Genomic DNA, 23905 nt, shown 5'->3' with positions numbered 1-23905 from the left:
CTAGGAGTGCGCTGAACTAATCGTTGTGTGGGGCCAGTGTGGGCGTGTGGGCGTGCGGGCGTGTGAGCGCGTTGGCTGGCCTTTCCGGCATGTGCGGGTGGGCGCGGCGGTTCCGCTTCGGGTGCCGGTTCGGGTCGGACGCGGCGCTGGCGGGTCCTTGCGTGGTCCTTCAGGGTTTGCGGTGGCCCCGCCGGCGCTCACGCGGCGCGGGAGGCCGTGATCGGGGAGCTTGGTGCGTGGGCCGCGCACCGGACCCGCAGGGTCCAGGCGCGGACCACGGCGAAGAACCAGCTGCTGGGGCAGCTGGACAGGGCCTTCCTCGGGCTGACCCTGGCCCTGCCCGACGTCCTCGGCACTAAGGTCGGCAGGCTGGTGACCGCTGAATTCGCCGACCCGAAGCGGCTTGCCGTGCTGGGGTCAGGCGGGTTCGTCCGGTTCGCGGCTGTCCGCGGCCTCCAGGTACGTCAGCCGCTGGCCGAACGGCTGGTCGAAGCTGCCCGCGACGCGCTGACCACGGTGGACGCGGCGGTGGCGCGGAAAGTGCTGGCCGCGGATCTGACCCTGCTGGCGGAACTCACGGCGCAGATCGACGCGGCCGAAACCGAGCTCGCCCGGCTGCTGCCGCTGAGCCCGTTTGCGACGCTCACCACAACCCCAGGGTGGGGTGTCGTCCGGGCCGGCAACTACACCGGCGCGTTGGGCGATCCGCACCGCTGGCCTGGCCCCTCGCAGATCTACCGGGCGTCGGGGCTGTCGCCCACCCAATATGAGTCAGCTGGAAAACGTCGCGACGGATCCATCAGCAGGGAAGGCAGCGTGGCGCTGCGCCGGGCCCTGATCGATCTCGGCATGGGGCTGTGGTTCAACGATGCGTCCGGCCGGGCCTACGCGGCCGGACTCAAGGCGCGGGGCAAACATGGCTGGGTCATCGCCTGCGCGATGGCCAACCGTGCCACCCGGATCGCTTACGCCATGGTCCGGGACCAGGCAGCCTATGACCCCGCCCGTTGGGTGTGACGAACCGCCAGGCATTCCCGGGCACCGGCCGAACGACGTTGACCGCGGCAAGCCCCGGCACACCATGAGGCCAGCCGGGAATGCCCCCATTTCCGGAGGCGAAGGAGGTGCATAGTAACCCTTCACAACCCGAGCCGTGCGGTGAGACGCTGGAACCGGTGAAGGGTCGGACCCGACGCCGAAACCGCTATGGCGGACGCTTCCGCGTTACGCCGCGCCTAGCTTGGCGCCCGGCCCTTCGCCCCGGCCGCAGCCCGAACGACGCCAGATGACCCGGGCACTAATCGCGGTCGCATAAGTCAGCGTGGGCGCCCCCGGAACCACGCCGGTCCAGCCACCACACCGCCCAGCCCAAACACGAAACTTACCAACGCGCCTCCGCCACGGGGCGTCCGCCACCATGCCTCCACCAGTACTTGACACGACCCATAGCCAGCTAGGCCGGCATCCCGTGGTGCGGCGGGGTCTCGGGCACCCGCAATACCCCCACCGCCGCCACCAAATACGGCACCGGATCGGGGTCCGTCCCGGCTGCCCACTGCATCCAGGCCTCGAACGTCGCGCCGATCAACGCGGCACACAGGTACCCGGCCACGTCCTCGGGGACGCCCGCGGACACCAGATAGGCCCGGGTCCGCTCGCGCTGGGGCGCCAGGGACTCGTAGCTGCGGCTGGCCAGTTCGGGGTGCTCGGCGATCAGCCGCAGCCGGCCGCGCGTGACCGCGAGATCCGGCAGAACGGCAACCCCGGCGACGGCCGCGTCGCGCAGCCGGGCCAGGATGCCGCCGTCGGCCCAGCCGGCAGCGCGGGCGGAGTCCAGCACCCGGCCCGACGCCTCGACCACCGGTTCCATGCCACCCCAGACGAGCTCGGCCTTGCTGGAGAAGTAGCGGTACAGGCTCTTGCGCCCGATTCCCGCCTCGCGGGCGATGTCTTCCATGGAGGTCTGCTCGTAACCGCACTCGGCGAACAGCCGCAGTGCGACGGCGGCCACGGCGTCAGGATCAATCGACACCGGACGCCCGGTGGAGCGCGGGACGGCGGTGGTCACAGCATCCGAAGGCATTCCCCCAGTATTCACCCTTACATAATGACACAGAGTGTCATAAGGTGGACCGCATCACCGTCAGCAACGTCTGGAAGGACATCATGGGCAACGAAGCTTCATGGCAGGAAGCCACCACCACCGGCCGGTTCGCCGGCAAGACGGTCATCGTCACCGGCGCGGCCTCCGGCATCGGCCAGGCCACCGCGCTGCGGATCGCCAAGGAAGGCGGCCGCGTCATCGCCGCCGACATCAGCAAGGAACGCCTGGATGACCTGGTGGCCGAGAACACCGGACTGGACCTGGTCCCGGTCGCCGGCGACATCTCCACCGAAGAGACCGTCGCCGCCGTCGTCGCTGCCGCCGGCGGACGCATCGACGCCCTGGCGAACGTCGCCGGCATCATGGACAACTTCGCCCCCATCCACGAGGTGGAGGACGACACCTGGGACCGCGTCTTCCGGATCAACGTCACCGCCCTCATGCGCCTCACCCGCGCGGTGGTGCCGCTGATGCTTGAGGCCGGCACCGGCTCCGTGGTCAACGTCGCCTCCGAGGCCGGCCTGCGCGGGTCCGCCGCCGGCGCCGCGTACACCGCGTCCAAGCACGCCGTCGTCGGCCTGACCAAGAACTCGGCCGTGATGTACGGGCCGAAGGGCCTGCGCTTCAACGCCGTGGCCCCCGGCCCCACCATCACCAACATCGTGGCCACCTGGGGATCCCAGCTCGCGGCCGAACGCCTCGGCCCGCTGATGCAGGCCACCGTCCCGACGCCCGCCACGGCCGCGCAGCTCGCCGCGTCTATCACCTTCTTGCTCAGCGACGACGGAACCAACATCAACGGCGCCATCCTCGCCTCCGACGGCGGCTGGTCCGCGCTGTAGGGGAGCGGCGCTCAACGCACGCGGACGACGGCGGGAGGTCCCGCCGTCGTCCGCTTGGGCAGCTCCTTTGCCCTACCGGGATGACGCTGGACGGCCGAGGGTGGAGGCGCTGGCCCCGTTACTTTGGACCCTTCGACGCTGACCTCGTTCCGCGCCGCGTCCGCTCTAGGGGTCTTGACCTATATTCGGACAAGAGAAAGGACCGGACTGCCGTGCAGGCACCAAGGAAGGCGGATTTCTGAATGGCGGAAATGCCGCCAGCCACGGTGGAATTGAGCAACGCGGTGGTCCAGCGCCTCGTCCGGGACCAGCGGCCCGACCTCGGCGATTGTCCGATAGCGCGGGTTGCGAACGGCTGGGACAATGCGACCTTCCGGCTAGGAGACAGCCTGGCCGTCCGGCTGCCGCGCAGGGCGGAGGCCGTGCCGCTGATACTTCACGAGCAGCGCTACCTTCCCGACATAGCTCGCCGCTCCCCGGTTGCTGTTCCTGTCCCCGTCCATGCTGGCAGGCCGACATCGGACTTTCCATGGCCGTGGAGCATCGTGCCGTGGGTCCCCGGAGCCGCAGCGGCCGACGTCGGCCCGGCAAGCCGCGGACCGGCGGCTAAAGGCCTGGCCGCTTTCCTGCTGTCCCTTCACGTGCCCGCCGAAACTGACGTCCCGGTGAATCCTTTCCGAGGCGTGCCGCTGAAAGACCGTGACGCTGTGCTGGTGGAACGGCTCGGGGACCACGAACGCTACCCGCAGGCGGCAGCGCTGAGAGCAGTGTGGGCGCAGGCCTGTGCCGCCAAAGCCTGGGATGGTCCGGCGATGATGCTCCACGGGGACCTCCACCCTGGCAACATCCTGCTGGCGGGCGACGGCTCCGTGGCCGGCGTCATCGATTTCGGCGACGTCGGGGCAGGGGACCCGGCTGTCGATCTTGCGGTGGGGTGGCTGATGTTCGACGCCGGCCCTCGCCGCCGCTTCATGGGCGCCTTTGGCTCCGCAGTCGACGGGGACACCTGGACGAGGGCGCGCGGTTGGGCTCTCATCCTGTCCACCGCCATGCTGAGCAACTCCGACGATAATCCGCGGATGTTCGCCGTGGGAGAGTTCGGGATCAGGCAGATCCTGGATGACCGTTTTCGCCTGCAACTCTGACGCCGGCATTAATGGTGCTCCTATTAATGTCAGTGGCGCCTTCTATGGTGTTGGTATGGAAGGCAGAGCAGTTGCCGAGACGTTGGAGGCCATGGAGGCCTCCCTCGCTGCAATGGCTGCATGTGCCGATCGCGGAGCCGGAAACGTGCACTCGACTGGCGCTGACCTTCTCCGGGACGATGCGGACGCGTGCCTGGACGGCATGGCAGAAGTGAGCCGGATGGAAGCCAGGCTGGCCGCGCTGAAAGTGCACTTCGCCGCCGGATATGCCCGCGCTACTGTGGCCATGGCGACCCCGGCTGCTTCCCCGCAGGAGCGCACCGCCCAGGAAATGGCGGCGACAGCAGAAGCGGCCTGTGTCCTGACTGTGAGTGAACGATCGGCGGCGGCGCTCCTGGCGGAATCAGCCACCCTGACCACCCGGTTGCCCCTGACCCTGTCTGCGCTGCAGGCCGGGAGCATTTCATGGCAACACGCACGCGTGATGTGTGATGAAACGTCCGGCCTGGACCCCGCCGCGGCGGCTGCTTTGGAGGCTCATTTCCTGGACCCCGAAGCTCCCTTTGCCGCGCGTGGCTGCCCGGCGGGGGAGCTGGTACCGGGCAGGTTCCGGGCCAAAGCGCGCAGATGGCGTGAGCTGCACCATCCCTTAAGCATCGAAACGCGCCACCGCAAGGGTGTGGAGGACCGTCGGCTGGAATATGTGCCGGACCGGGACGGCATGGCCTGGCTCTCTGCCTATCTGACTGCGGACGCGGCGGCGGGTGTATGGTCCCGTGCCACGGAAGCGGCCCGTGCCCTGCAGGAGCCGAATGAATCCCGGACCCTGACCCAGCTCCGCGCGGACGTGGCCGCGGACTGGCTGCTGGCGGGGGTGGCGGAAGGAACTCCGTCACCCAAGGCGCAGGTCCTGGTGACCGTGCCGGTGCTGTCTCTGTTGGGCGCCGAGTCGGAACCGGCAATGCTGGACGGGTATGGTCCCGTTCCACCGTCCATGGCCCGCCGGCTTGTGGGGGATGGCGCCGGATCGTTCCTGCGTGTGCTGACCGATCCGCGCAGTGGAGCGCCGCTGGAGATCGGGAGGACCAGCTACCGGGTTCCGAAGGCGATGCGCCAGTGGTTGCGGCTTCGGGACGGCCGGTGCCCATTTCCGGGCTGCAATAACCATTCCCTGGATAACGAAGCGGACCACGTGTTGGCTTGGTCCGAGGGAGGCGGCACCGGCGTCACCAACCTGGGACAGCCATGCCGGCGGCACCACCGACTCAGACACACCACAGCATGGAGGCCGGTTGGCGCGACCCGGGACCAGCCACCCGGCTGGATCTCACCTGCGGGACGCTCCTATTCCAGCGAACAACAAGACTGGGAACCACCACACTGGCCGCAGCACCTCGGCCACGCGGGTGAAGGGCAGGAGCTGGAACCGCCCGACTGGCCCGACGTACTTGCCGGTGTCGTCGGCCCCGGAGAGCCCGAGCCGCCATTACCGGTGGATCCGTTCCCTGACTGGGCACTGTTCATCGCGGCGTAGGGCCCTCGCCAGTGACGGGTTCGCGATGAGGCAAACGCGTGCGGAAGCTTCGGGCTTTGGCGGTCGCGCCGAGTTTGTCCGGATTTCGCACGAGGTAGATGCCCGTAACCTGTTCGTTGCTTGATTCAACGAGGGCCACAAGGTCAACCCTGTCTCCGCTGTAGATGATGAGGGCCGGCATCCCGTTCAAATATGATGATTCAACCCGCAGATCAGGGAGCGGGTTTTTTGCGATGCCGGTGAGGAAGCGCGCGATGTTGTCCGCGCCGATAACGGGTTTGCGGGCCGCTGTGACTTTTCCGCCTCCATCGGAGAGGAGGACCGCTCCGGGGGCGAGGACATCCATGAGGGACTGCATGTCGCCCCCGAGTAGAGCCGTGAGGAACCGGTCAGCGACTGCTCGTTGCTGTCTTGCATCCACCTCAAAGCGCGGTCGACGCGCGCGCACGTGCGCCTTTGCCCTGCTTGCTATTTGACGGACGGCCGCCAGCGACTTGTCTGTGGCTTCGGCGATCTCCTCGTATGGGAAATCGAAAACCTCGCGGAGGACGAAAACTGCCCGCTCATCGGGGGACAGGGTCTCGAGCACCACGAGCATCGCAAATGACAGCGATTCACTCAGGACAGCATTCTCCGCGACATCCGGGGCCGTGACCACAGGCTCCGGGAGCCACGGACCAATGTAGTCTTCCCGGCGGCGTTGAGCTGCCCTCAGCGAGTTCAACGCTTGACGCGTCACGGTCTTGGCCAGGTAGGCTCGCGGATTTTGGACAGCTTCTGTATCGACACCGGACCATCTCAGAAAGCTCTCCTGAACGACGTCCTCGGCATCAGTGACTGTTCCCGTGATTTCGTAGGCAATGGTGAAAAGCAGGGAACGGTGTTCCTCGAAAACTCCTGCTGTTCCCACAGCCTTACCTGGCTTCTGCCGGCCGGGGCCCCTTGGGCCAGCTGAACGAACCGCTCCGACGAAGCTCGCCTCTGATCCAGGAAAGCGTCATTTGGCACATCTGCGCTTTCACCGTTGCCGCGAGACGACCCCGAAGCACGAACCGGCGCGGCTGGTCGTCGGCGCGCACGGTCTGAACGAGTCCGGACTTGCGTCCCAGGCTGATGCACCTGAGCATGTATCCGACTGAAAGCGGGGCCGGAGCTCGTTTATCGAGGCGGGCCATGATGCTGTCGGCCGCGTGAGCACCAAGCGGCAGGGCCGTCGCGCAGCTCATGCGCAGGTGACCGGCGACGCTTTGGGGGGCTTGTATGGCATCGCCCGCACCGAAGATGTCGGGGAACTGCGGGCACGACAGTGACTCGTCGACCATGAGCCGCCCTAGGGCATCGGTTGGCAGTCCGCTGTCACGTGCCAGGTTCGGTGCGCTGAATCCTGCGGTCCAGATCGTGCAGTCAGACCGCAGGGTGTCACCACCCGACGTTATGACCGAGGAATCGTCGCACCCTTGCACATCGGTATTCTCTATCATTTCGACGCCGAGCCCTGAAAGCCGTTTCATGACCGCGTGTCGGCCGGAGCCGGAGAGGCTGCCGGCAATGGCTCCGCGGGAAATGAGCTGTACCTGTAGCCGCGGATACTTTTCCGCGATTTCGGCAGTAACTTCGATGCCGGTCAGGCCAGCTCCGATGATGCTGACGGTTGAGCCTGGATTCAGTTGCGAAAGCCGGGCCCGTAAGCGGTTTGCGTCCTTGGGGTCTTTCAGAGCGTACGCGCCCGCCGGAATCTTGCCCGAAGCCTGGGTACTGCCCACGGCGTACAGCAGTACATCGTAGTCGAGCGGTTCGCGGCCGCCTGATATGTGCACGTAGTGGTTTTCAGCGTCGATGCGGGACGCAGTGCCTTCGACGAGGTCCGCACGCTCATGCAGCAGCGACCGCATAGGCACCCGGGCTGATTGCCGACTTCCTGCCGCGACCTCGTGAAGGCGAATCCTTTCCACGAAATCGAAAATCGGGTTGATGACGGTAACGCTGATGGAGTCAGACAGTCCCGGACTTCCTGCGAGCCGGTTTGCGGCCATGACTCCGGCATACCCGGCGCCGATAATAACCACACGACAACGTACTGACACGGTGACTCCTATCGCTGAACGAACGTTTGAACATAGGACACCGCAGAGGCCCTAAATGTGACACACCCAAGAAGTCCGCATGATCTCGTCACGCACGGCTGCGACCACCAGTTCGAGTTCCAGTTCGCCACGGATCCGCTCCTGACGCGTCCACGGCTCAGCGTGGCCGTTCACTGCTGTTTACCGGCCCTCCACCGCGTGGCCCGTCCCTGTTAGTGCGGATCGGGGAGCCTGTTTGAGGCATCGGCGCGCCCGATCGGTCGAGCTGAACTATGCCCCCTGAACCGCACCAAGGAGAACCCGTGCTTATCAAACCCGTGCTTATCAAAAGTGCTGTCGCCGCGCTGGTGGCCCTCACGTCCCTGACCGGAATCGCCGTCCCCTCCTCTGCCGCCACCTCCTCCCGGGACGTTGTGCTGGGCCAGCCGCTGTTGGAGGCCCATGCGCACAACGACTACGAGCACGGCAGCCCGCTCTTTGACGCCCTGGAACATGGGTTCACCAGCGTGGAGGCGGACGTTTGGCTGGTTGACGGCGAACTATTGGTCGCTCACGACCGGGAGAACGCACAGCCGGGAAAGACCCTGGCGAGCCTGTACCTGGATCCGTTGGACAAACTAGTCCAGCAGGAAGGTCACAGCGTCTATCCGGGCTGGGACGGCAGCTTGCAGTTGCTGGTAGACATCAAGAGCGACGGCGAGAGCACCTACGCTGCCATTGAGCAGGAGCTGCGCAAGCACCCGGCCCTCATGACCTTTTACAGCAAGGGTAAAGTCAGCACCGGGCCGGTGACCGCCGTGATCAGCGGCAATAGGCCGCTGACCACCATGCAGGCGGAAGACAAACGCTACGGGTTTTTCGACGGACGCTCAGCCGACCTTGCCTCCGGGATGCCCTCAGCGCTCATGCCGCTGATCAGTGATAACTGGACAAAGCTGTTTACGTGGCAGGGTGTTGGCCCGATGCCCGAGGCGGAACGCGCCAAACTCAACGGGTACGTCGCGGACGCACACGCCAAGGGATACCGGGTCCGATTCTGGGCGACTCCGGACCAGCCGGGCGAGGCACGCGAAGCCCTTTGGACCGAGCTTCACCGGGCAGGTGTCGACCACATCAACACCGACGACCTCGCAGCACTGGAAACGTTCCTCAAAGCCCAGCAGCCATAAGACCAAGGTCCACGAAGCCGAGCAGAATCCCGGAATGTAGCAGCGGCCGAACCCGATCCTGCCGGTAGCCGCCGCTGCCCCCGGCAGCCGCAAAGCGGACGACGGCGGGAAGTCCCGCCGTCGTCCGCTCACTGTGGCCGCAAACATTTGGAAGCGGGTGGCCAGCGGCACGGCAATGTAAACGCCGACCCCTGTAAATCCTCATTGTGGCGGCTGCCCGGCTACGCCACGATGTCCGTATGAACGCTGAAACACCGAAGGCGGCGGAGCTGAACCTTCCCCAGGCCTTCCTCCTTCTGGCAACGAACGACAAAGACGGCAAACCTGTTGTGCCGATGTACGCACTCAGGACCACCTTGGCGGGGGCAATATTGGCCGAGCTGGACCTGATCGGTGCAATCGGGTTGCAGGGGAAGCTCGTCAGGGCTACCGGCACTGCCCCGGAAACGGACTTCCAGCGCGAGCTGGAGCTCATCCGTGGCAAATCCCGGCCCCACACTCCCAAACGGTGGGTCTCCATGCTGGAGGGCCGCGCCGAAATGCAGCGTGTCTACGAGGGGATGGCGGCACTGGGCATCGTGGAACACATCGGCGAAAAACACCTGGGTCTGTTCCGGACCGTGCGGTACCCGGAGAAGGACCACGCTCCGGAGGCGGCGCTCCTGACAAAGATCCAGGCCGCACTCGGTGGTGCGCCGCCCGCTCCCGCGAAGGCTGATGCCGGGACGCCCGCTCCCGCGACGCCTGACGCTACGGCACCCGATGCCAAGGCACCCGACGCCGGGACGCCCGCTCCCGGGACGCCCGCTCCCGGGACGCCCGCTCCCGCGAAGGCTGATGCCAAGGCACCCGACGCCCGAACCACAGCGCTGATCGCCCTGCTTCAGGCGGCCGGGCTGCTCGGCAAGCTCATACCGGCAGCAGACAAAATCCGGGCAAGTGAGCTGGCGAAAGACTATTGGCCTTCCCGCGCGGTGGAGGTCGAACTCCGCGTGATCAGACTGGCAGAGGAAGAAGAACCAGGCATATGAGACTGCCTGAATTGCCAGGTGCGGGAACAACATCGTGGCCAACTGGGCTCGCAAATACCGACCTCGAGGCAGGTTTCCCGTAGGACGGGAGCGCGCCGAGGAACCCCGGCGTTCGTATTGACTACCGCCGGGAGGTCCTGTTCCTACGGTGACGACCGCCGTAGGCTATGGGCATCCACCCCATCGAGGAGGCACTCATGCGCACGGCAACACCTAAGAAGCAGGCCGACCAGATCCGCCATCTTTCAGAGAATCTCATCTCTCAGCTCACCGAGGGGAGGGAGTGGGCCACTCCCGGGGTCGAGGCGGCATTGAAAAGAGCGGTGGCCGGGCTCGATGCCGGGATTGAATCCGCGTCTCCGAGGATCCAGACCGGACTACGGCGGCTCGCTGACGACCTCGCCGGCGGTGTGGAAACTCTGGCTCCCCGTGTTCAGGAGGGCCTGCATCGGGTTGCACCGAAAGTTGTCACGGCACCCGCCCGGCCTAAGGCGCGGCGGACGGCGTCCGGGAAGGCCTGGGTGATTGCCGGAGTGGCGGCCGTCGCGGTGACCGCGGGAGTCGCGGTGTGGCTCGCTTTTCGGCGTGCGGATAACGAGCCGGTGCGGTCCGCGGATGCGCAGCGTACCAGCGGCGTGGACCCCGACCTGCGCGCCGCCTCCGCAGAAGACCAGACATGAGGGACCCGGGCGGCATAGGCGGAGGGGGAACCATGCAGTCCAAGGGGACATGGCAAATTGCAGTGGGCTTGATATTCCTGGCGGCCACGGTATTCGTCCTGCCGATGCCGCTGTTCGAGGTGTTCTCGGGCATCGCAGGGCAAGGTGCGGTGACGCTGTTCGTCCTGGGAGTCTGCCTTCTGACAGTTGGTCTTGGGCTTGTCGCGGTAGGGCTGCACAAACGATCCCGGAACCTGCGAACGGCCCGCACCTACGACACCAGGGAGCCGTTCGCGTCCGACGAGGACAGGCCCGTCAATCCTCATGCGCTGCCAAATACCTACGGCGCCCTTCCCCCACCGGGTTAGGCGTCCCCAGGCCCGGCGGATACCCACCGAGTGCTGCGACGGCCGTCACGATGGTTTGAAACTGGTGGGAGGGCAGGAGGACATGATCGCCGATGCCGCGCTGGACTTGGTCAGTGCTGCGCAGGCTTCGTAGGTCGTTGTGGCGTGACGGCCCCTTGTAAATCCTCATTGTGGCGGCTGCCCGACTGCGCCACGATGTCCGTATGAACGCTGAAACACCGAAGGCGGCGGAGCTGAATCTTCCCCAGGCCTTCCTCCTTCTGGCAACGAACGACAAAGACGGCAAACCTGTTGTGCCGATGTACGCACTCAGGACCACCTTGGCGGGGGCAATATTGGCCGAGCTGGACCTGATCGGTGCAATCGGGCTGCAGGGGAAGCTCGTCAGGGCTACCGGCACTGCCCCGGAAACGGATTTCCAGCGCGAGCTGGAGCTCATCCGTGGCAAATCCCGGCCCCACACTCCCAAACGGTGGGTCTCCATGCTGGAGGGCCGCGCCGAAATGCAGCGTGTCTACGAGGGGATGGCGGCACTGGGCATCGTGGAACACATCGGCGAAAAACACCTGGGTCTGTTCCGGACCGTGCGGTACCCGGAGAAGGACCACGCTCCCGAGGCGGCGCTCCTGACAAAGATCCAGGCCGCACTCGGTGGAGCGCCGCCCGCTCCCGCGAAGGCTGATGCCGGGACGCCCGCTCCCGCGACGGCTGACGCCACGGCACCTGATGCCGGGACGCCCGCTCCCGGGACGCCCGCTCCCGCGACGGCTGACGCCACGGCACCTGATGCCGGGACGCCCGCTCCCGGGACGCCCGCTCCCGCGACGGCTGACGCCACGGCACCTGATGCCGGGACGCCCGCTCCCGGGACGCCCGCTCCCGCGACGCCTGACGCCACGGCACCCGACGCCCGAACCACAGCGCTGATCGCCCTGCTGCAGGCGGCCGGGCTGCTCGGCAAGCTCATACCGGCAGCAGACAAAATCCGGGCAAGTGAGCTGGCGAAAGACTATTGGCCTTCCCGCGCGGTGGAGGTCGAACTCCGCATGATCAGACTGGCAGAGGAAGAAGAACCAGGCATATGAGGCTGCCTGAATCGCCAGGCGCGGGACTCGACGGTCTCCGTGGGCTCCGGACCCACCGTCGGCTCTACATGCTTAGCCCCCAATGGACCCGAATTGCCTCTGCGATTCGGCCAGTGGTGACATCGACCCGGAAAGCAGCGGGTGCGGTCCCTGTCTCTTCGATGACCGTGTCACGGTATACGCGGCCGCATGATGGACACAGCGTGTAGAGGTCCTCATCCTCATGCGGCAGGCTTCGGACCTAACGGTTCGTGGACGTGCCCTGTCCTTGAGCCGCGGTCAGGACTTCCGCCAGCGTCGCCATGGAATTGTCGCCCGGGGTGGTCATTGCCAAGGCGCCGTGGGCGGCGCCGATGTCAACGGCTTCTTGAACCGAGAGTCCCTGCAGCAGACCGTAGATCAGGCCGGACGCGAAGCCGTCGCCCCCGCCAACCCGGTCGAGAATCTCCAGTTCCTTCCGTTCCCGGGATGTGACGGTTCCCGTCGCTGACGTGTGGCACAGGCCGTGCCAGTCATTGCGACTGGCGCTGCTGACCCTGCGGGTAGTTGTGGCGACCATGCCCAGGTTGGGGAACCGCCGCAGTGTCCTGGAGGCGATTGAGGTAAATCGCGGCGTGCCAGTCAGGGATTCGGCGGGAGCCTCGATGCCAAGCCTGTCGACAAAGTCCGTTTCACCTCCAATGACGACGTCGGCGGCTTCGGCCAGTTGCATGAATACGGCGGCCGCCCGGTCCTGGCCTCCGTGGTCAGCCCACAGGCTCGGACGGTAGTTGAGGTCAACGGAGACCACCGTGCCGTGCTTCCGGGCGCACATCATAGCCGCGATCGCCGTCGCACAGGAGACTTCGGAGAGCCCAGCGAAAATGCCGCCGGTGTGCAACCAGCGGACACCGCGGACGCCGAAGAGGTCCTCGAAGTTCACGTCCTCCGCGCGCATCTGTGACACCGCGGTGTTTCCGCGGTCGGAGACGCCGCGCGCGCCGCGGATGCCAAAGCCTCGTTCCGTGAAGTTCAGCCCATTGCGGGCATCACGTCCAAGACCGTCGTAGGGAACCCACTTGATGAGGGAGGTGTCCACGCCGCCGGCGCGGGCCAGGCTCTCGATGAGATGACCGATGTCATTGTCGACGAGTGCTGACAAGGCCGCCGTCCGCTGCCCGAAGACATGGCTCAGGGCCCGGATCGCGTTGTACTCGCCGCCGCCCTCCCAGACATCGAATTGCCGGGCCGTGCGGATCCGCCCGGCGCCAGGGTCCAGGCGCAGCATGATCTCACCCAGCGCCACGGCGTCGTAGGACGCGTCGGCCTTGACCGTCAGAGGCATCAGATCGATCCCTTGTTCATGCGGTGGTGTTCGGCCAGCGCTGAACGGCTTTCAGCGCACAGCCGGGCAATTTCCTGGAAGTTGCCCGCAACGATCGCGGCCCGGGGGACCATCCAGCTGCCTCCGGCGGCGAACACCGCAGGATGGTCGAGGTAGGCGTTAACATTGTCCGGGCGCACGCCGCCGCTGGGCATGAACCGCACGTCGGGGAAGGGGCCGGAGAGTGCGCTGAGGACCGGCAGGCCACCTGATTGTTCGGCGGGGAAGAACTTCACGTGTCGGAGGCCCGCGGCTACGGCTGCCTGCAGTTCTGAGGCTGTGGCGACTCCGGGGATGGCGGTGACGCCGCGTTCACGGCACCGTGTAACGACGTCGGCTCCGAACCCGGGGCTGACGATGAACTTCGCCCCCGCATCGGCGGCGAGATCCACGTCCGCGGCGTTGAGCACCGTGCCGGCACCGAGCAGCAGATCGGTGCGCCCGCGAAGCGCCTTCAGCGCTTCAAGGCCGGCAGGCGTGCGGAAGGTGATTTCGGCGCAGGGGATGCCGCCCGCAACCAGGGCGTCGGCGAGTTCGTTCGCCCCCGCCGGGTCATCCAGGACCACCACCGGAACGATTTGGATTTCAGCGAGTATCCCGGTGACGGTTGCTGTCGAGGTGTGAGTCATCGTCCCAGCCATCCGCCGTCCACTGACAGCACCGTGCCGGAGACGTAGTCCGAGGCACGGCTGGACAGGAAGACGACGGCCCCCGCCATGTCATCGGCAGTGCCCCAGCGGCCGGCCGGGATGCGGTCCAATATTGCTTTGGACCGGCCGGGGTCGTTGCGCAGTGCTTCCGTGTTGTCTGTGGCGATATACCCGGGGGCAATGGCGTTGACGTTGATGCCGTGGCCCGCCCACTCGTTGGACAGCGCCCTGGTCAGTCCGGCGATGCCGGATTTGGCGGCGGTATAGCCGGGGACGTTGATGCCGCCCTGGAAGCTCAGCAGGGACGCGGTGAAAATGATTTTGCCCCCGGCGCCACGCTGGATCATGGCCTGGCCGATTTCGCGGCTCAGCACAAACTGCGAGGAAAGATTCACCTGCAGCACATGGTCCCAGAGATCGTCCGAGTGCTCTGCCGCAGGTGCCCGCTCGATGGTGCCCGCGTTATTGACCAGGATGTCAACGGGCCGCTCCATGGCGGCGAGTTCGGCGCCAAGGACGCCGACGGCGGCCCGGTCCGAGAAGTCGACGGTGCGGGCGCTGAATGTGCGCCCGAGTGACTCGACCGCCTGGGCGACCTCGCTGCCCTCGGGCTCCAGGGTTGCGCTGACGCCGATGATGTCGGCTCCGGCGGCGGCCAGGGCCTCGGCCATTGCCCGGCCCAGCCCGCGCTTCGCGCCGGTGACAACCGCAAGCTTCCCGGTCAGGTCGAATGGATGTGTGCTCACGCCGGCACCGCCTGGCAGTCGACCAGGATCTTCATGGCATCGCCGGCCGCGAGCCGGCTGAAGGCATCCGCGGTCCGCTCGAGGGGCACGGTTCCGGTGATCATCTGATCGGCCGGGATGACCCCGGCAGCCAGCAACTCTACTGCCGTTTCGAAGTCCCGGCGTTCGTAGACCCGTGCGCCCACGATGGTCAGTTCGCGCCAGAACACCCGCTGAAGGTCCACAGGCCGGGGCTGGGGGTGGATGGCCACGATCACCAGCCGTCCCCGCACCTTGGCCAGCGCCGTTGCTCCCAGCACCGCGGCGGCAGCCCCGGAAACCTCGAAGACGACGTCGGCGCCGGCGCCGCCTGTCCACGTGTTGACCCATTCGACCTGGTCCTGCGTCCGCGGGTCCAGTACTTCAAAGCCCAGCTCTTCAATCATGGCGCGCCGGTCGCCGTCGAGCTCCAGCACAACAACCTCGGCGCCGGCATGCCGCGCTGTGGTGGCGATGAGGACGCCGATGGGTCCGCCACCGATGACGACGGCTTTCTCGCCCGGTTGGATATCGGCGCGGCGGACATCGTGGACCGAAACCGCAACGGGTTCAACCAAGGCGGCGTGGTCCAGGCGCAGGGACTCCGGCAGCCGGACAAGGACCGATTCCGGGACGTTCCACTGCTTCTGCAGCGAGCCGGCCGAGTCGATGCCGATAAAGTTCAAGTTCTGGCAAATATGCTGATGTCCGGCCTTGCACGCGGGGCAGTCGCCGCACCAGTCAAGCGGCATCACCGTGACGGGGTCGCCAAGGCCCCAGCCGGTGACGCCTTCGCCGAGAGCCGAGATGCGGCCCGACATTTCGTGGCCGATGATCGCCGGAAAAGTGACCCTGGAGTCCATGTTGCCGTGCAGGATGTGAAGATCCGTCCCACAGATTCCCGTGAAGGCGACGTCGATCTGGACCTCGCCCGGCGCGGGCGGGCGTTGGCTGCTTTCGACGATGTCGATGGTGCTGTTGCCGATATATGTTGCCGCTGGCATGTCTTATTCCTTTGCTGGGAGGCTATGCGGGACCGGGACGTGCCCGGCCCCGCGGTTGACTTAGACGCTGACGGGAGCGGCGTTCCTGGCTTTACCCCAGTACGTGCCTGCGGGGAATGAGAACTCGGCCAGGGTGGACTCGAACATCTCGGCGCTGTACCCGGGAAGGGACGGCAGGACGTACGCGCCGTCGCGCACGATGCAGGGATCGACGAAGTGCTCGTGCAGGTGGTCAACGAACTCGGTAACCCGTCCCTCCAGGCTTCCCGAGACGGCAACGAAGTCGAAAATCGACAGGTGCTGCACCAGCTCGCAGAGGCCCACGCCGCCTGCGTGCGGGCAGACCGGGACCCCGAATTTGGCTGCCATGAACAGCACGGAGAGAACCTCGTTGACACTGCCGAGCCGGCAGGCATCGAGCTGGCAGTAGTCGATTGCCTCGGCCTGGAACAGCTGCTTGAACAGGACACGGTTCATTCCGTGTTCGCCGGTGGCTACACCGATGGGTGCCACGGCCTTCCGGACCGCGGCATGCCCGAGGACATCGTCAGGGCTCGTGGGCTCCTCGATCCACAGCGGCTTGAATTCGGCCAATGCGCTGACCCACTCGATCGCCTCCGGAACATCCCAGACCTGGTTCGCATCGATCATCAGGTGGGCGTCGTCGCCGATGACTTCGCGGGCGATTGAACAGCGGCGGATGTCGTCCTGAAGGTCGGCGCCGACCTTGAGCTTGATGTGGCGGTAGCCCGAGTCCACGGCCTCCTGGCAGAGCATGCGCAGTTTGTCGTCGGAGTAGCCGAGCCAGCCGGCGGACGTGGTGTAGGAGGGGTAGCCTGACACATCCAACTGCGCGATCCGGTCTTTGCGTGTTCCTTCGAGGTTCCTCAGCAGCGCCAGTGCTTCGTCGCGGGTGAGCGCGTCCGACAGGTAACGCATGTCCGCGGCGTTGACGAGCTCTTCGGGTGTCATCTCGGCCAGCAGTCTCCAGAGCGGCTTTCCGGCCCGGCGTGCGGCCAGGTCCCATACGGCGTTCATGACCGCGGCGAGGGCGAGGTGAATGACGCCCTTCTCCGGGCCGAGCCAGCGCAGCTGGGAGTCGGACTGCAGCTCACGATAGATGCCGCCCAGGTCCGAGGTGATCTCTTCGACGTTCCGTCCGATCAGCGGCAGCGCACGCTGCTCGGCGGCGGCAACACAAAGGTCGTTGCCGCGGCCAATCGTGAAGGTGAACCCGTAGCCCGAGAGCTCCGGGTCGTCGGTGTGGAGGACGACGTAGGCGGCGGAGTAGTCGCCGTCCTTGTTCATGGCGTCCGAGCCGTCCGCGGTCAGCGATGTGGGGAAGCGGACGTCTACGACGTCGACCCCGGTGATGACTGTCATTTTGATTCCTTAGCGAATGAGCTGGTGAGTGCGGGCGTGGCGTTCCATAAGTGATGCGCTGAGATCGAATCCTATAGGAATACTCGTAATTATATATAGGGTGTGATCTGAGTCAAGCAATTGGTCCTGCTGCGGGGCCGCACCCGGATGGCCGCAGGGGAATCGTGTGTGATGTGCTGGGCAGCGGCCGATCACATATGCTTCGTTTAAGCCACACACACGGAGGGACGGAAGGGTTTCATGCCAAATCGGGCGCCCGCAGACCAAGCCAAGGTCCCTACGAGCGAGGTGTATACGTTGCTCCGAGCGGCCATCATGTCCGGGGAAATCGCACCGGACTCGCGGATCAATATCGAGGCTATTTCGCGGACCTTTGGCGTGTCCCAGACGCCGGTTCGTGAAGCGTTGCAGCGCCTTGAAGGCGACAACTTGATTAACTACGCACCGGGCAGGGGATACAGCACCACGGCCCTGCTGGATCTTCAGGGTCTGCATGACCTCTTTGAGTTCCGGCTGCTCGTCGAACCCTGGGCGGCCCGGGCGGTAGCGGTGGACAGGCTTTCCAACCCCGGAACCCAACTCCTCCATGAGGTGGAAAAGTTCGCCGACACGGCGGCTCCGGACCAGGACCTGCGTCAGGACATGGTGGCGCACGATGCGCGGTTCCACGAATTGATCCTGACGGCCACCGGAAACCCGGTGATCGGGCAGGCCTACGCACAGACCCACTGCCACCTGCACATATTCCGCCTGTATCCCCGGGACCTCTACAGGGCTGAGACGATCGATGAGCATCGGCGGATTGCCACCGCCGTCGCCAACGCCGATCCGGAGCTGGCGGAGCAGGCCATGTCCGACCACATCAAAAACTCATTTGGACGGTTTTCCGTGGCCTTTGATGTCAGCGCAGGATCCCCGACGCTGGTCCACACGAAGCGGCCGCCGCTCCGGCTCCAGCGCTAGGGCTACATCACCGTGCCGACCATCCACGGAACGAATTCCTTGTCGCCGTAGCCGAAGTCTTCGCTCTTGGTGTGGGTCCCGGAGGCAACGTCGAGGATCGTCCGGAAAATTTCCTCTCCCAGGTCCTCGATGGTGGTGGTGCCGTCGGCCACGCCGCCACAGTTGATGTCCATGTCCTCGGTCATGCGGTCATAGAGTTCAGTGTTTGTGGCGAGTTTGATGCTGGGCACCGGAGCGCATCCGAACGCTGATCCGCGGCCGGTGGTGAAGCAGACCAGATTGGCCCCGCCGGCGACGATGCCGGTGACGGACACGGGATCGTGGCCGGGGGTGTCCATGAAGACGAACCCTTTGGACGTGACGGGTTCCGCATACTCCACGACGTCGGCGAGGGTGGTGGTGCCTCCCTTGGCGACGGCGCCCAGGGACTTTTCGAGAATGGTGGTGAGGCCGCCCTCCTTGTTGCCAGGGGACGGGTTGTTGTCCATGGATCCCGAGTTTTTCGCGGTGTAGTCGCGCCACCAGTCGATGCGTGCCAGCAGCTTGTGCGCTACGGCCTCGGTGGCCGCCCGCCGAACGAGCATATGCTCGGTGCCATAGATTTCGGGGGTTTCGCCGACGATCCCGGTCCCGCCCTGAAGGACCAGACGGTCCACGGCGTTGCCGAGAGCGGGATTGGCCGTAATCCCGGAGTAGGCATCGGAGCCGCCGCAGTTGGTTCCGAGAATGAGCTCGGATGCCGGGACGGTGGTTCGCTTCGTCTCGTTGACCTGCCCCAGCATGCCGGTGAGCCATCCGATGCCGGCGGCAATGGTCTTCGAGGTTCCGCCGAGCTCCTGGATGGTCGAATAGACGATGGGCAGGTCCGGGCGGAGCTGGACGTCCTGGGTCAGTTGATTGATCTGGTTGTCTTCGCAGCCGAGGCCCAGCACCAGGAAGCCGCCGAAATTGGGATGGGCGAGGTAGCCTCGCATGGTCCGGCGGAGGATGTCCATCCCCTCGCCCTCCTGGGCCATGCCGCATCCGGTGCCATGCGTCAGTGCAACGATGCCGTCGACGTTCTCATACTGGTCCAGGACACCTGAATACCGGAGGCGCTGGACGATCTGGCTCGCTGCCGTGGCGGAGCAGTTGACCGTGCTCAGGACGCCGATGTAATTCCGGGTTCCCACCCTGCCGTCCGAGCGGACGTAGCCCTGGAAGGTTGCCCGCTCGCTGAGGGGCAGAACGGGCTCAACCTTCGCGTCCACGCAGAATTCGTACTCGCGGTCGAACTCCTTGTAGTCAAGATTGTGCAGGTGAACGTGATCCCCGGTGCTGATGTCCGACCGGGCGAAACCGATGATCTGGCCGTACCGGCGGACTGCGTCGCCCTCGGCGATGTCGCGTACGGCCACCTTGTGGCTGCGCGGAACCGCGGCGGCCAGCGTCACCAGCTGATCGCCGGCACTGGCAGTTGAGGCGACCTGCATGTCCTGGGTGGTGATGGCCACGTTGTCTTCGGTGTGAAGGTGGATGAGGGGCGCAATGGCAGTGGCCACGGGGATAAACCTTTGTTCGATGTTTCGGCAGGACGGATCCAGGTCGGGCCGTCGATGGTGCGGGCACGTCCGGGCCGTGGGCTGTGCACGGAATTGGGGCGTCCGGTGGGAGATTGCCCCACCGGACGCTAAGGGGAGCCGGTATCCGGCGGCTAGAGAACGGCAGTTGGAGAACGGCGGCTAGAGAACCTTGCTCAGGAATCCCTGGGTTCTTCCGTGCTGGGGGGCGGCGAAGATCTCTTCGGGTGTGCCTTCCTCGACGATCCGTCCCTGGTCCATGAAGATCACGCGGTCCGCGACTTCCCGGGCGAAGCCCATTTCGTGGGTGACAACCACCATGGTCATGCCCTCATTTGCCAGGTCCTTCATCACGGCCAGCACTTCGCCGACAATTTCTGGGTCGAGAGCCGAGGTGGGTTCATCAAAAAGCATGATTTTGGGATCCATCGCCAGGGCCCGGGCTATGGCGACACGCTGCATCTGGCCGCCCGACAGGTTCCCGGGGAAGGTGTTCATCTTTTCCGCGAGGCCCACCTTTCTCAGCAGCATTTCAGCCTTGGCGCGGGCTTCCTCCTTGGAGGTCTTGGCGACCTTGAGGGGGGCAAGCATGACGTTGTCAATGACTTTCAGGTGCGGGAACAGGTTGAAATGCTGGAAGACCATTCCGGCCTCCTGCCGGACCAGATTGATATTGGTCTTCGAATCGTCCAACCGATGCTTGTTGATGACGATGCTTCCCGAGGAGATCGTCTCCAGGCCGTTCATGCACCGAAGGAAGGTGCTTTTGCCGGATCCTGAGGGGCCGATGACGCACACCACCTCACGCTCGCGGATGTGGCAATCGATGCCCTTGAGCACATGGTTCGGCCCGAAGTTCTTATTCAAATTCTCAACAAAAATCACTGGTGTATTCCGATCTAAATGCCCGCGGGCTCTGGAAGTTTGAGGGGGTCGGCATGGACGCCGGTGCGCTTCTCGTAGAGTCTGCCCAGCCGGGAGATGCCGTAGCAGATGACGAAGTACATGGCGGCGACCACCAGGAACGTCTTGATGGGGTCACCGGTGAGGTTGGTGACGATGTTCCCTGCATGGGTCAGTTCGAGGAGGCCGGTGACCGTGACTAGCGACGAATCCTTGACCAGGCCGATGAGGAACCCGATGCCGGGCGGAACCATGATCTTCACGGCCTGGGGAAGGATGACGTAGGTCAGTTTCCGCCAGTAGTTCAGGCCGAGGGCATCCGCTGCTTCGCTTTGTCCCTTGGCCACGGCTTCGATGCTGCCGCGCACGATCTCGGCGACGTAGGCTGCGGCGAAGCAGGTCAGTGCGATGACAGCTGAGGAGAACTTGTCCGGTTCCAGACCGGGAAACAGCAACGGGATCCCGAAGAAGACAAAGAAGATGATGACCAGAACGGGAATGCCGCGTACGCAGCTGATGTAGATGGTGCTGATCCATCGCGCGATCCTGCTCGGCGACGTCCGGGCGATGCCGAGAATCAGTCCAAAGATGACTCCGAGAATCCCGGATACGGCGCAGAGCTGAATGGTCAGCCATGCTCCCTGGAGCAGCGGAATCAGGTCCTGCCAGTCGAAGGGCCTAAACATGGGTGCCCACCGCCCAACGGAACAGCGTCGTTTCGGCCCGCTTGGAGGCCAGCGACATCAGTGCCGATACCCCGAGATAGAGAAGCCCGCCGACGGCGAGTACCTCGATGGTTCGGTACGTGGTGTTGCTGACGCTCATGATCGCGTTGGTCAATTCAGGAAGCGAGATGATGGATCCAATCGACGAGGCCAAGAACAGCAGAATGAGCTGGTTGGTCAGTGCGGGGAAGACGTTTCGCGTGGCCGGAAGCAAGATGATGTAGCGCACGATCTGGCCAGTCTTCATGCCGAGCGCTTTGCCGGCTTCGCGCAGGCCGTGGGGCACCGACTCGAACCCTGCCCGGTAGATTTCCGCCGTGTATGCAGCATTGTTCAGGGTCAGGCCGATGATGGCCGCCCAGACGGGCTCGAGGTTGATGCCCAGGGCGGGAAGTGCGAAGTAGATCAGGTACAGCTGCACCAGCAGGGGCGTGTTGCGGATGGCCTCGATGTAGCAGGTACACAGAATGCTGAGTGGTTTTCCGGGCCCGACCTTCCCCAGGTACACGAGAACGCCGAGGGCGCTTCCCGCCAGCATGGCCACGAGGGTGATGTACAAAGCCGTCCAAAGCCCCTCGAGTAGCAGCGAGCTGAACGGGAGAAGGTCTCCGAAATATAGAGCCATGAGCAGGGGATCCTATCCGTGAACGGCAGGCGTGGGCGGCGACTGCATGTCAGCCACCCACGCCTGAGGGCGCGTTCGAATGCTGTTTAGTGGGCGAGGAACGGAGGGAGGGACAGCCCGAACCACTTCTGCAAGGAGGCCTCGTTCTGCCCGGAGATGTTGTAGTTCCGGAGGAAGTTATTGAGGTAGTTGAGCCAGGTCTGGTCGCCCTGCTTGACCCCAATGGAGAACAGCGCCGGCTTGATCGGATCGCCCTTGAGGACCTGGAACGCGGAAGGTTCCTTCTTCACGAGACCGCCGACGATGGCATTGTTTTCAATCAGTGCGTCCACCTTGCCGCTTTTGAGCGCCTGGATGGAGTCCGCCGTCGTGTTGAAGCCGGTGATCTTGGCGTTGGGGAAGCTGGCCTTGAGGATCTGCTCGCCAACGCTGCCCCGTGACGTGGCCACGGCTTTCCCGTCAAGGTCCGCGTAGCTGGAGATCGGGCTTCCCGCAGGCACCATGAAGACGGTGGAGCTCGCAGCGTACGGCTCGGACATGTCCACCACTTGGGCGCGCGCATCCGAAGCAGTGAAGGTGGCGATCACGGCGTCAGCCTTATCGGTCTGCAGCAGCGGGATGCGGCTTTCATTCGTGGCGGTCACGAACTCGACCTTGGCGCCGAGCGAGGCGCCGAGGGCATTTGCGACGTCGATGTCGAAACCCTCGTGGGCACCGGAGGAATTCATGACGCCATATCCCGGGGAGTCGGCGCTGACGGCGATCTTGACGGTCTTCGACTTGAGAATCTGGGTGAGGTGGCTGTCTCCGACGGCGCCTGTTGCGGCACCGGATCCGTTCGAAGCGCCGCCGGAAGAGCAGCCCCCCAAAGTAAGGGCCAAGGCGACAGCCGGAACAAGAAGCAACTTCGGCGTTGCTCTGAACATGAGTACTCTCCTGGTGATTATTTACTGCGTAACGGAAGCGGACTGTGACAGCGTTCCGGGATCCCGGCTGATAGCGCCTCGAGAGATCCTGTAGGAATATGTTGTATCATATATGCAATGTGATCTAGGTCAAGTCTTTGCCTAAAGGGCCTGCTGCAGCTAGCTGGCGGTACGACCCGCCGTTCTGGCCAGCTCACGATCTCGACGGCTATTGGAATGAGGGGCGAGTGACGGTATCAACCGCAGGCGACGCAACGACGGCGAAGGTCGCGGCCAGCGACGTGTATTCAGCCCTACGCCAGTCAATACTGGATGGCGATCTGGCTCCGGGCACGCGCATTAACATCGACGCAGTGTCCAGGCGCCTGGGCGTGTCCCAGACTCCAGTCCGCGAAGCGCTGCAGCACCTGGAGGGCGACAACCTGCTGGTGTACTACCCCGGCCGGGGCTACAGCACTACGCCCCTGTTGAGCCTGCCGGAGCTTCGTTCCCTGTTTGAGTTCCGGCTGCTGGTTGAGCCCTGGGCGGCGCGATCGGCCGCCGTGGACCGGTTGTCCAACCCCTCGGCTGCCCTGCGGGCGGAACTTGACGTGCTTGAGCGCCAGGTGGATGACACTGTCAACGTGCGCCAGGACCTGCTGGCCCACGATGCACGCTTCCACGACCTGATCCTGGCCTCCGCCGGCAACCCGGTGGTCCAGCAGGCGTACGTCCAGACGCATTGCCACCTGCACATGTTCCGGCTCTACCCCTCGGACCTGGACAGCCAGGTCACGCTGATGGAGCACCGCGGCATCCGCGACGCAATTGCAGCCGCGGATCCGATAGCTGCCGAGGAAGCCATGAGCGCGCACCTCCGCAGCTCCTTCCACCGCTTCGCCCGTGCCTTCGGCGCGGGGCCGGCCGCACTGCCGCGCGCCGCGCCCGGACGATTGACACCCTAAGCCCCAGCACCATTTGATCCGGGTCACATTGCATATATGATGCGATGCATCCATATATGATCCATTCATCCGTTC

At 65.0% G+C, this 23905-nt stretch carries 24 protein-coding genes; 11 read left to right on the top strand and 13 right to left on the bottom strand.

Annotated elements, in window-relative coordinates:
- Window positions 1–216 precede the first annotated feature (216 nt).
- Entirely contained in the window at window positions 217–1017 is an 801-nt protein-coding gene (locus ABH915_RS19625; RefSeq protein ID WP_370124494.1) for a transposase, read from the top strand.
- 436 nt (window positions 1018–1453) lie between these two features.
- Here the strand turns inward: ABH915_RS19625 and ABH915_RS19620 are convergent, their stop codons facing one another.
- Window positions 1454–2083 carry a TetR family transcriptional regulator gene (locus ABH915_RS19620; RefSeq protein WP_370124492.1) on the bottom strand — a complete coding sequence of 210 codons (630 nt, stop codon included), beginning with the start codon at window positions 2081–2083 and terminating at the stop codon, window positions 1454–1456.
- Window positions 2084–2166: 83 nt separating this feature from the next.
- Between ABH915_RS19620 and ABH915_RS19615 the strand changes: the two genes are divergently transcribed.
- The 3 genes from ABH915_RS19615 (at window position 2167) to ABH915_RS19605 (ending at window position 5625) form a co-directional block, all read left to right on the top strand.
- Window positions 2167–2946, top strand: coding sequence for an SDR family NAD(P)-dependent oxidoreductase (locus ABH915_RS19615; RefSeq protein WP_370125046.1), 780 nt, complete (start codon window positions 2167–2169; stop codon window positions 2944–2946).
- A gap of 242 nt (window positions 2947–3188) precedes the next feature.
- A complete protein-coding gene (locus ABH915_RS19610; RefSeq protein ID WP_370124490.1) occupies window positions 3189–4091 on the top strand; it encodes an aminoglycoside phosphotransferase family protein in 903 nt (300 codons plus the stop codon).
- A gap of 55 nt (window positions 4092–4146) precedes the next feature.
- The gene (locus tag ABH915_RS19605; protein WP_370124488.1) at window positions 4147–5625 is read left to right on the top strand and encodes a DUF222 domain-containing protein; all 1479 of its coding nucleotides are present in this window, start codon (window positions 4147–4149) and stop codon (window positions 5623–5625) included.
- On the opposite strand, the gene ABH915_RS19600 is transcribed toward ABH915_RS19605, so the two are convergent.
- Together ABH915_RS19600 and ABH915_RS19595 are read right to left on the bottom strand one after the other, a co-directional pair.
- A complete protein-coding gene (locus ABH915_RS19600) occupies window positions 5612–6535 on the bottom strand; it encodes an RNA polymerase sigma-70 factor (protein WP_370124486.1) in 924 nt (307 codons plus the stop codon). The two genes, ABH915_RS19605 and ABH915_RS19600, sit on opposite strands and share 14 nt — an antisense overlap.
- Window positions 6536–6539: 4 nt before the next feature.
- A complete protein-coding gene (locus ABH915_RS19595; RefSeq protein ID WP_370124484.1) occupies window positions 6540–7691 on the bottom strand; it encodes an NAD(P)/FAD-dependent oxidoreductase in 1152 nt (383 codons plus the stop codon).
- A gap of 335 nt (window positions 7692–8026) precedes the next feature.
- Here ABH915_RS19595 and ABH915_RS19590 point away from each other — a divergent pair, with 335 nt between their 5' ends.
- The 5 genes from ABH915_RS19590 (at window position 8027) to ABH915_RS19570 (ending at window position 12021) form a co-directional block, all read left to right on the top strand.
- A complete protein-coding gene (locus ABH915_RS19590) occupies window positions 8027–8878 on the top strand; it encodes a phosphatidylinositol-specific phospholipase C/glycerophosphodiester phosphodiesterase family protein (RefSeq protein WP_370125045.1) in 852 nt (283 codons plus the stop codon).
- A 239-nt stretch (window positions 8879–9117) separates the two neighbouring features.
- Entirely contained in the window at window positions 9118–9909 is a 792-nt protein-coding gene (locus ABH915_RS19585; RefSeq protein WP_370124482.1) for a GPP34 family phosphoprotein, read from the top strand.
- Window positions 9910–10106: 197 nt separating this feature from the next.
- Entirely contained in the window at window positions 10107–10589 is a 483-nt protein-coding gene (locus ABH915_RS19580; protein ID WP_370124480.1) for a hypothetical protein, read from the top strand.
- Between the two features lie 32 nt (window positions 10590–10621).
- Window positions 10622–10936, top strand: a complete 315-nt coding sequence (locus ABH915_RS19575; RefSeq protein WP_370124478.1) for a hypothetical protein — start codon at window positions 10622–10624, stop codon at window positions 10934–10936.
- Between the two features lie 203 nt (window positions 10937–11139).
- The gene (locus tag ABH915_RS19570; RefSeq protein WP_370124476.1) at window positions 11140–12021 is read left to right on the top strand and encodes a GPP34 family phosphoprotein; all 882 of its coding nucleotides are present in this window, start codon (window positions 11140–11142) and stop codon (window positions 12019–12021) included.
- A 241-nt stretch (window positions 12022–12262) separates the two neighbouring features.
- Here ABH915_RS19570 and ABH915_RS19565 read toward each other — a convergent pair whose 3' ends face one another.
- From ABH915_RS19565 to ABH915_RS19545, 5 genes are read right to left on the bottom strand one after another with little or no spacing between them, the layout of a single operon-like run.
- Window positions 12263–13345, bottom strand: coding sequence for a sugar kinase (locus ABH915_RS19565; RefSeq protein WP_370124474.1), 1083 nt, complete (start codon window positions 13343–13345; stop codon window positions 12263–12265).
- Window positions 13345–14013 (bottom strand): bifunctional 4-hydroxy-2-oxoglutarate aldolase/2-dehydro-3-deoxy-phosphogluconate aldolase, encoded by a 669-nt coding sequence (eda, locus tag ABH915_RS19560; protein ID WP_370124472.1) that lies wholly within the window; start codon window positions 14011–14013, stop codon window positions 13345–13347. Before eda ends, ABH915_RS19565 begins: the two co-directional genes overlap by 1 nt.
- Entirely contained in the window at window positions 14010–14780 is a 771-nt protein-coding gene (gene kduD / locus ABH915_RS19555; protein ID WP_370124470.1) for a 2-dehydro-3-deoxy-D-gluconate 5-dehydrogenase KduD, read from the bottom strand. Before kduD ends, eda begins: the two co-directional genes overlap by 4 nt.
- The gene (locus ABH915_RS19550; RefSeq protein ID WP_370124468.1) at window positions 14777–15802 is read right to left on the bottom strand and encodes a zinc-binding dehydrogenase; all 1026 of its coding nucleotides are present in this window, start codon (window positions 15800–15802) and stop codon (window positions 14777–14779) included. The genes kduD and ABH915_RS19550 overlap by 4 nt, the downstream gene beginning before the upstream one ends.
- A 60-nt stretch (window positions 15803–15862) precedes the next feature.
- Window positions 15863–17185 (bottom strand): L-fuconate dehydratase, encoded by a 1323-nt coding sequence (locus ABH915_RS19545; RefSeq protein WP_370124466.1) that lies wholly within the window; start codon window positions 17183–17185, stop codon window positions 15863–15865.
- A gap of 240 nt (window positions 17186–17425) precedes the next feature.
- Between ABH915_RS19545 and ABH915_RS19540 the strand changes: the two genes are divergently transcribed.
- Window positions 17426–18148, top strand: coding sequence for a GntR family transcriptional regulator (locus tag ABH915_RS19540; RefSeq protein WP_370124464.1), 723 nt, complete (start codon window positions 17426–17428; stop codon window positions 18146–18148).
- Between the two features lie 2 nt (window positions 18149–18150).
- Here ABH915_RS19540 and ABH915_RS19535 read toward each other — a convergent pair whose 3' ends face one another.
- From ABH915_RS19535 to ABH915_RS19515, 5 genes are all read right to left on the bottom strand, one after another.
- The gene (locus ABH915_RS19535) at window positions 18151–19689 is read right to left on the bottom strand and encodes a UxaA family hydrolase (RefSeq protein ID WP_370124462.1); all 1539 of its coding nucleotides are present in this window, start codon (window positions 19687–19689) and stop codon (window positions 18151–18153) included.
- A gap of 180 nt (window positions 19690–19869) precedes the next feature.
- On the bottom strand, window positions 19870–20592 hold the full coding sequence (locus ABH915_RS19530; RefSeq protein WP_370124460.1) for an amino acid ABC transporter ATP-binding protein: 723 nt from the start codon (window positions 20590–20592) through the stop codon (window positions 19870–19872).
- A gap of 14 nt (window positions 20593–20606) precedes the next feature.
- A complete protein-coding gene (locus ABH915_RS19525; protein WP_370124458.1) occupies window positions 20607–21296 on the bottom strand; it encodes an amino acid ABC transporter permease in 690 nt (229 codons plus the stop codon).
- Window positions 21289–21960 (bottom strand): amino acid ABC transporter permease, encoded by a 672-nt coding sequence (locus ABH915_RS19520; protein WP_370124456.1) that lies wholly within the window; start codon window positions 21958–21960, stop codon window positions 21289–21291. Before ABH915_RS19520 ends, ABH915_RS19525 begins: the two co-directional genes overlap by 8 nt.
- Before the next feature lie 86 nt (window positions 21961–22046).
- Complete coding sequence (locus ABH915_RS19515; RefSeq protein WP_370124454.1) at window positions 22047–22841, bottom strand: transporter substrate-binding domain-containing protein; 795 nt, start codon at window positions 22839–22841, stop codon at window positions 22047–22049.
- 272 nt (window positions 22842–23113) lie between these two features.
- On the opposite strand from ABH915_RS19515, the gene ABH915_RS19510 reads away from it, so the two are divergent.
- The gene (locus tag ABH915_RS19510; RefSeq protein WP_370124452.1) at window positions 23114–23830 is read left to right on the top strand and encodes a GntR family transcriptional regulator; all 717 of its coding nucleotides are present in this window, start codon (window positions 23114–23116) and stop codon (window positions 23828–23830) included.
- Window positions 23831–23905: the final 75 nt, after the last annotated feature.

This window comes from Arthrobacter sp. MW3 TE3886 (assembly GCF_041262145.1).
Taxonomy (GTDB): Bacteria; Actinomycetota; Actinomycetes; order Actinomycetales; family Micrococcaceae; genus Arthrobacter.
Note: the sequence above shows the minus strand (reverse complement) of the source record. Positions and strands in the feature narration are given on the sequence as shown.

Coding starts and splice junctions, on each gene's coding strand:
- ABH915_RS19620 (WP_370124492.1), bottom strand. CDS start 2,083: ATGCCTTCGGATGCTGTGACCACCGCCGTCCCGCGCTCCACCGGGCGT.
- ABH915_RS19615 (WP_370125046.1), top strand. CDS start 2,167: ATGGGCAACGAAGCTTCATGGCAGGAAGCCACCACCACCGGCCGGTTC.
- ABH915_RS19610 (WP_370124490.1), top strand. CDS start 3,189: ATGGCGGAAATGCCGCCAGCCACGGTGGAATTGAGCAACGCGGTGGTC.
- ABH915_RS19605 (WP_370124488.1), top strand. CDS start 4,147: ATGGAAGGCAGAGCAGTTGCCGAGACGTTGGAGGCCATGGAGGCCTCC.
- ABH915_RS19585 (WP_370124482.1), top strand. CDS start 9,118: ATGAACGCTGAAACACCGAAGGCGGCGGAGCTGAACCTTCCCCAGGCC.
- ABH915_RS19580 (WP_370124480.1), top strand. CDS start 10,107: ATGCGCACGGCAACACCTAAGAAGCAGGCCGACCAGATCCGCCATCTT.
- ABH915_RS19575 (WP_370124478.1), top strand. CDS start 10,622: ATGCAGTCCAAGGGGACATGGCAAATTGCAGTGGGCTTGATATTCCTG.
- ABH915_RS19570 (WP_370124476.1), top strand. CDS start 11,140: ATGAACGCTGAAACACCGAAGGCGGCGGAGCTGAATCTTCCCCAGGCC.
- ABH915_RS19565 (WP_370124474.1), bottom strand. CDS start 13,345: ATGCCTCTGACGGTCAAGGCCGACGCGTCCTACGACGCCGTGGCGCTG.
- eda (WP_370124472.1), bottom strand. CDS start 14,013: ATGACTCACACCTCGACAGCAACCGTCACCGGGATACTCGCTGAAATC.
- ABH915_RS19550 (WP_370124468.1), bottom strand. CDS start 15,802: ATGCCAGCGGCAACATATATCGGCAACAGCACCATCGACATCGTCGAA.
- ABH915_RS19545 (WP_370124466.1), bottom strand. CDS start 17,185: ATGACAGTCATCACCGGGGTCGACGTCGTAGACGTCCGCTTCCCCACA.
- ABH915_RS19540 (WP_370124464.1), top strand. CDS start 17,426: ATGCCAAATCGGGCGCCCGCAGACCAAGCCAAGGTCCCTACGAGCGAG.
- ABH915_RS19525 (WP_370124458.1), bottom strand. CDS start 21,296: ATGTTTAGGCCCTTCGACTGGCAGGACCTGATTCCGCTGCTCCAGGGA.
- ABH915_RS19520 (WP_370124456.1), bottom strand. CDS start 21,960: ATGGCTCTATATTTCGGAGACCTTCTCCCGTTCAGCTCGCTGCTACTC.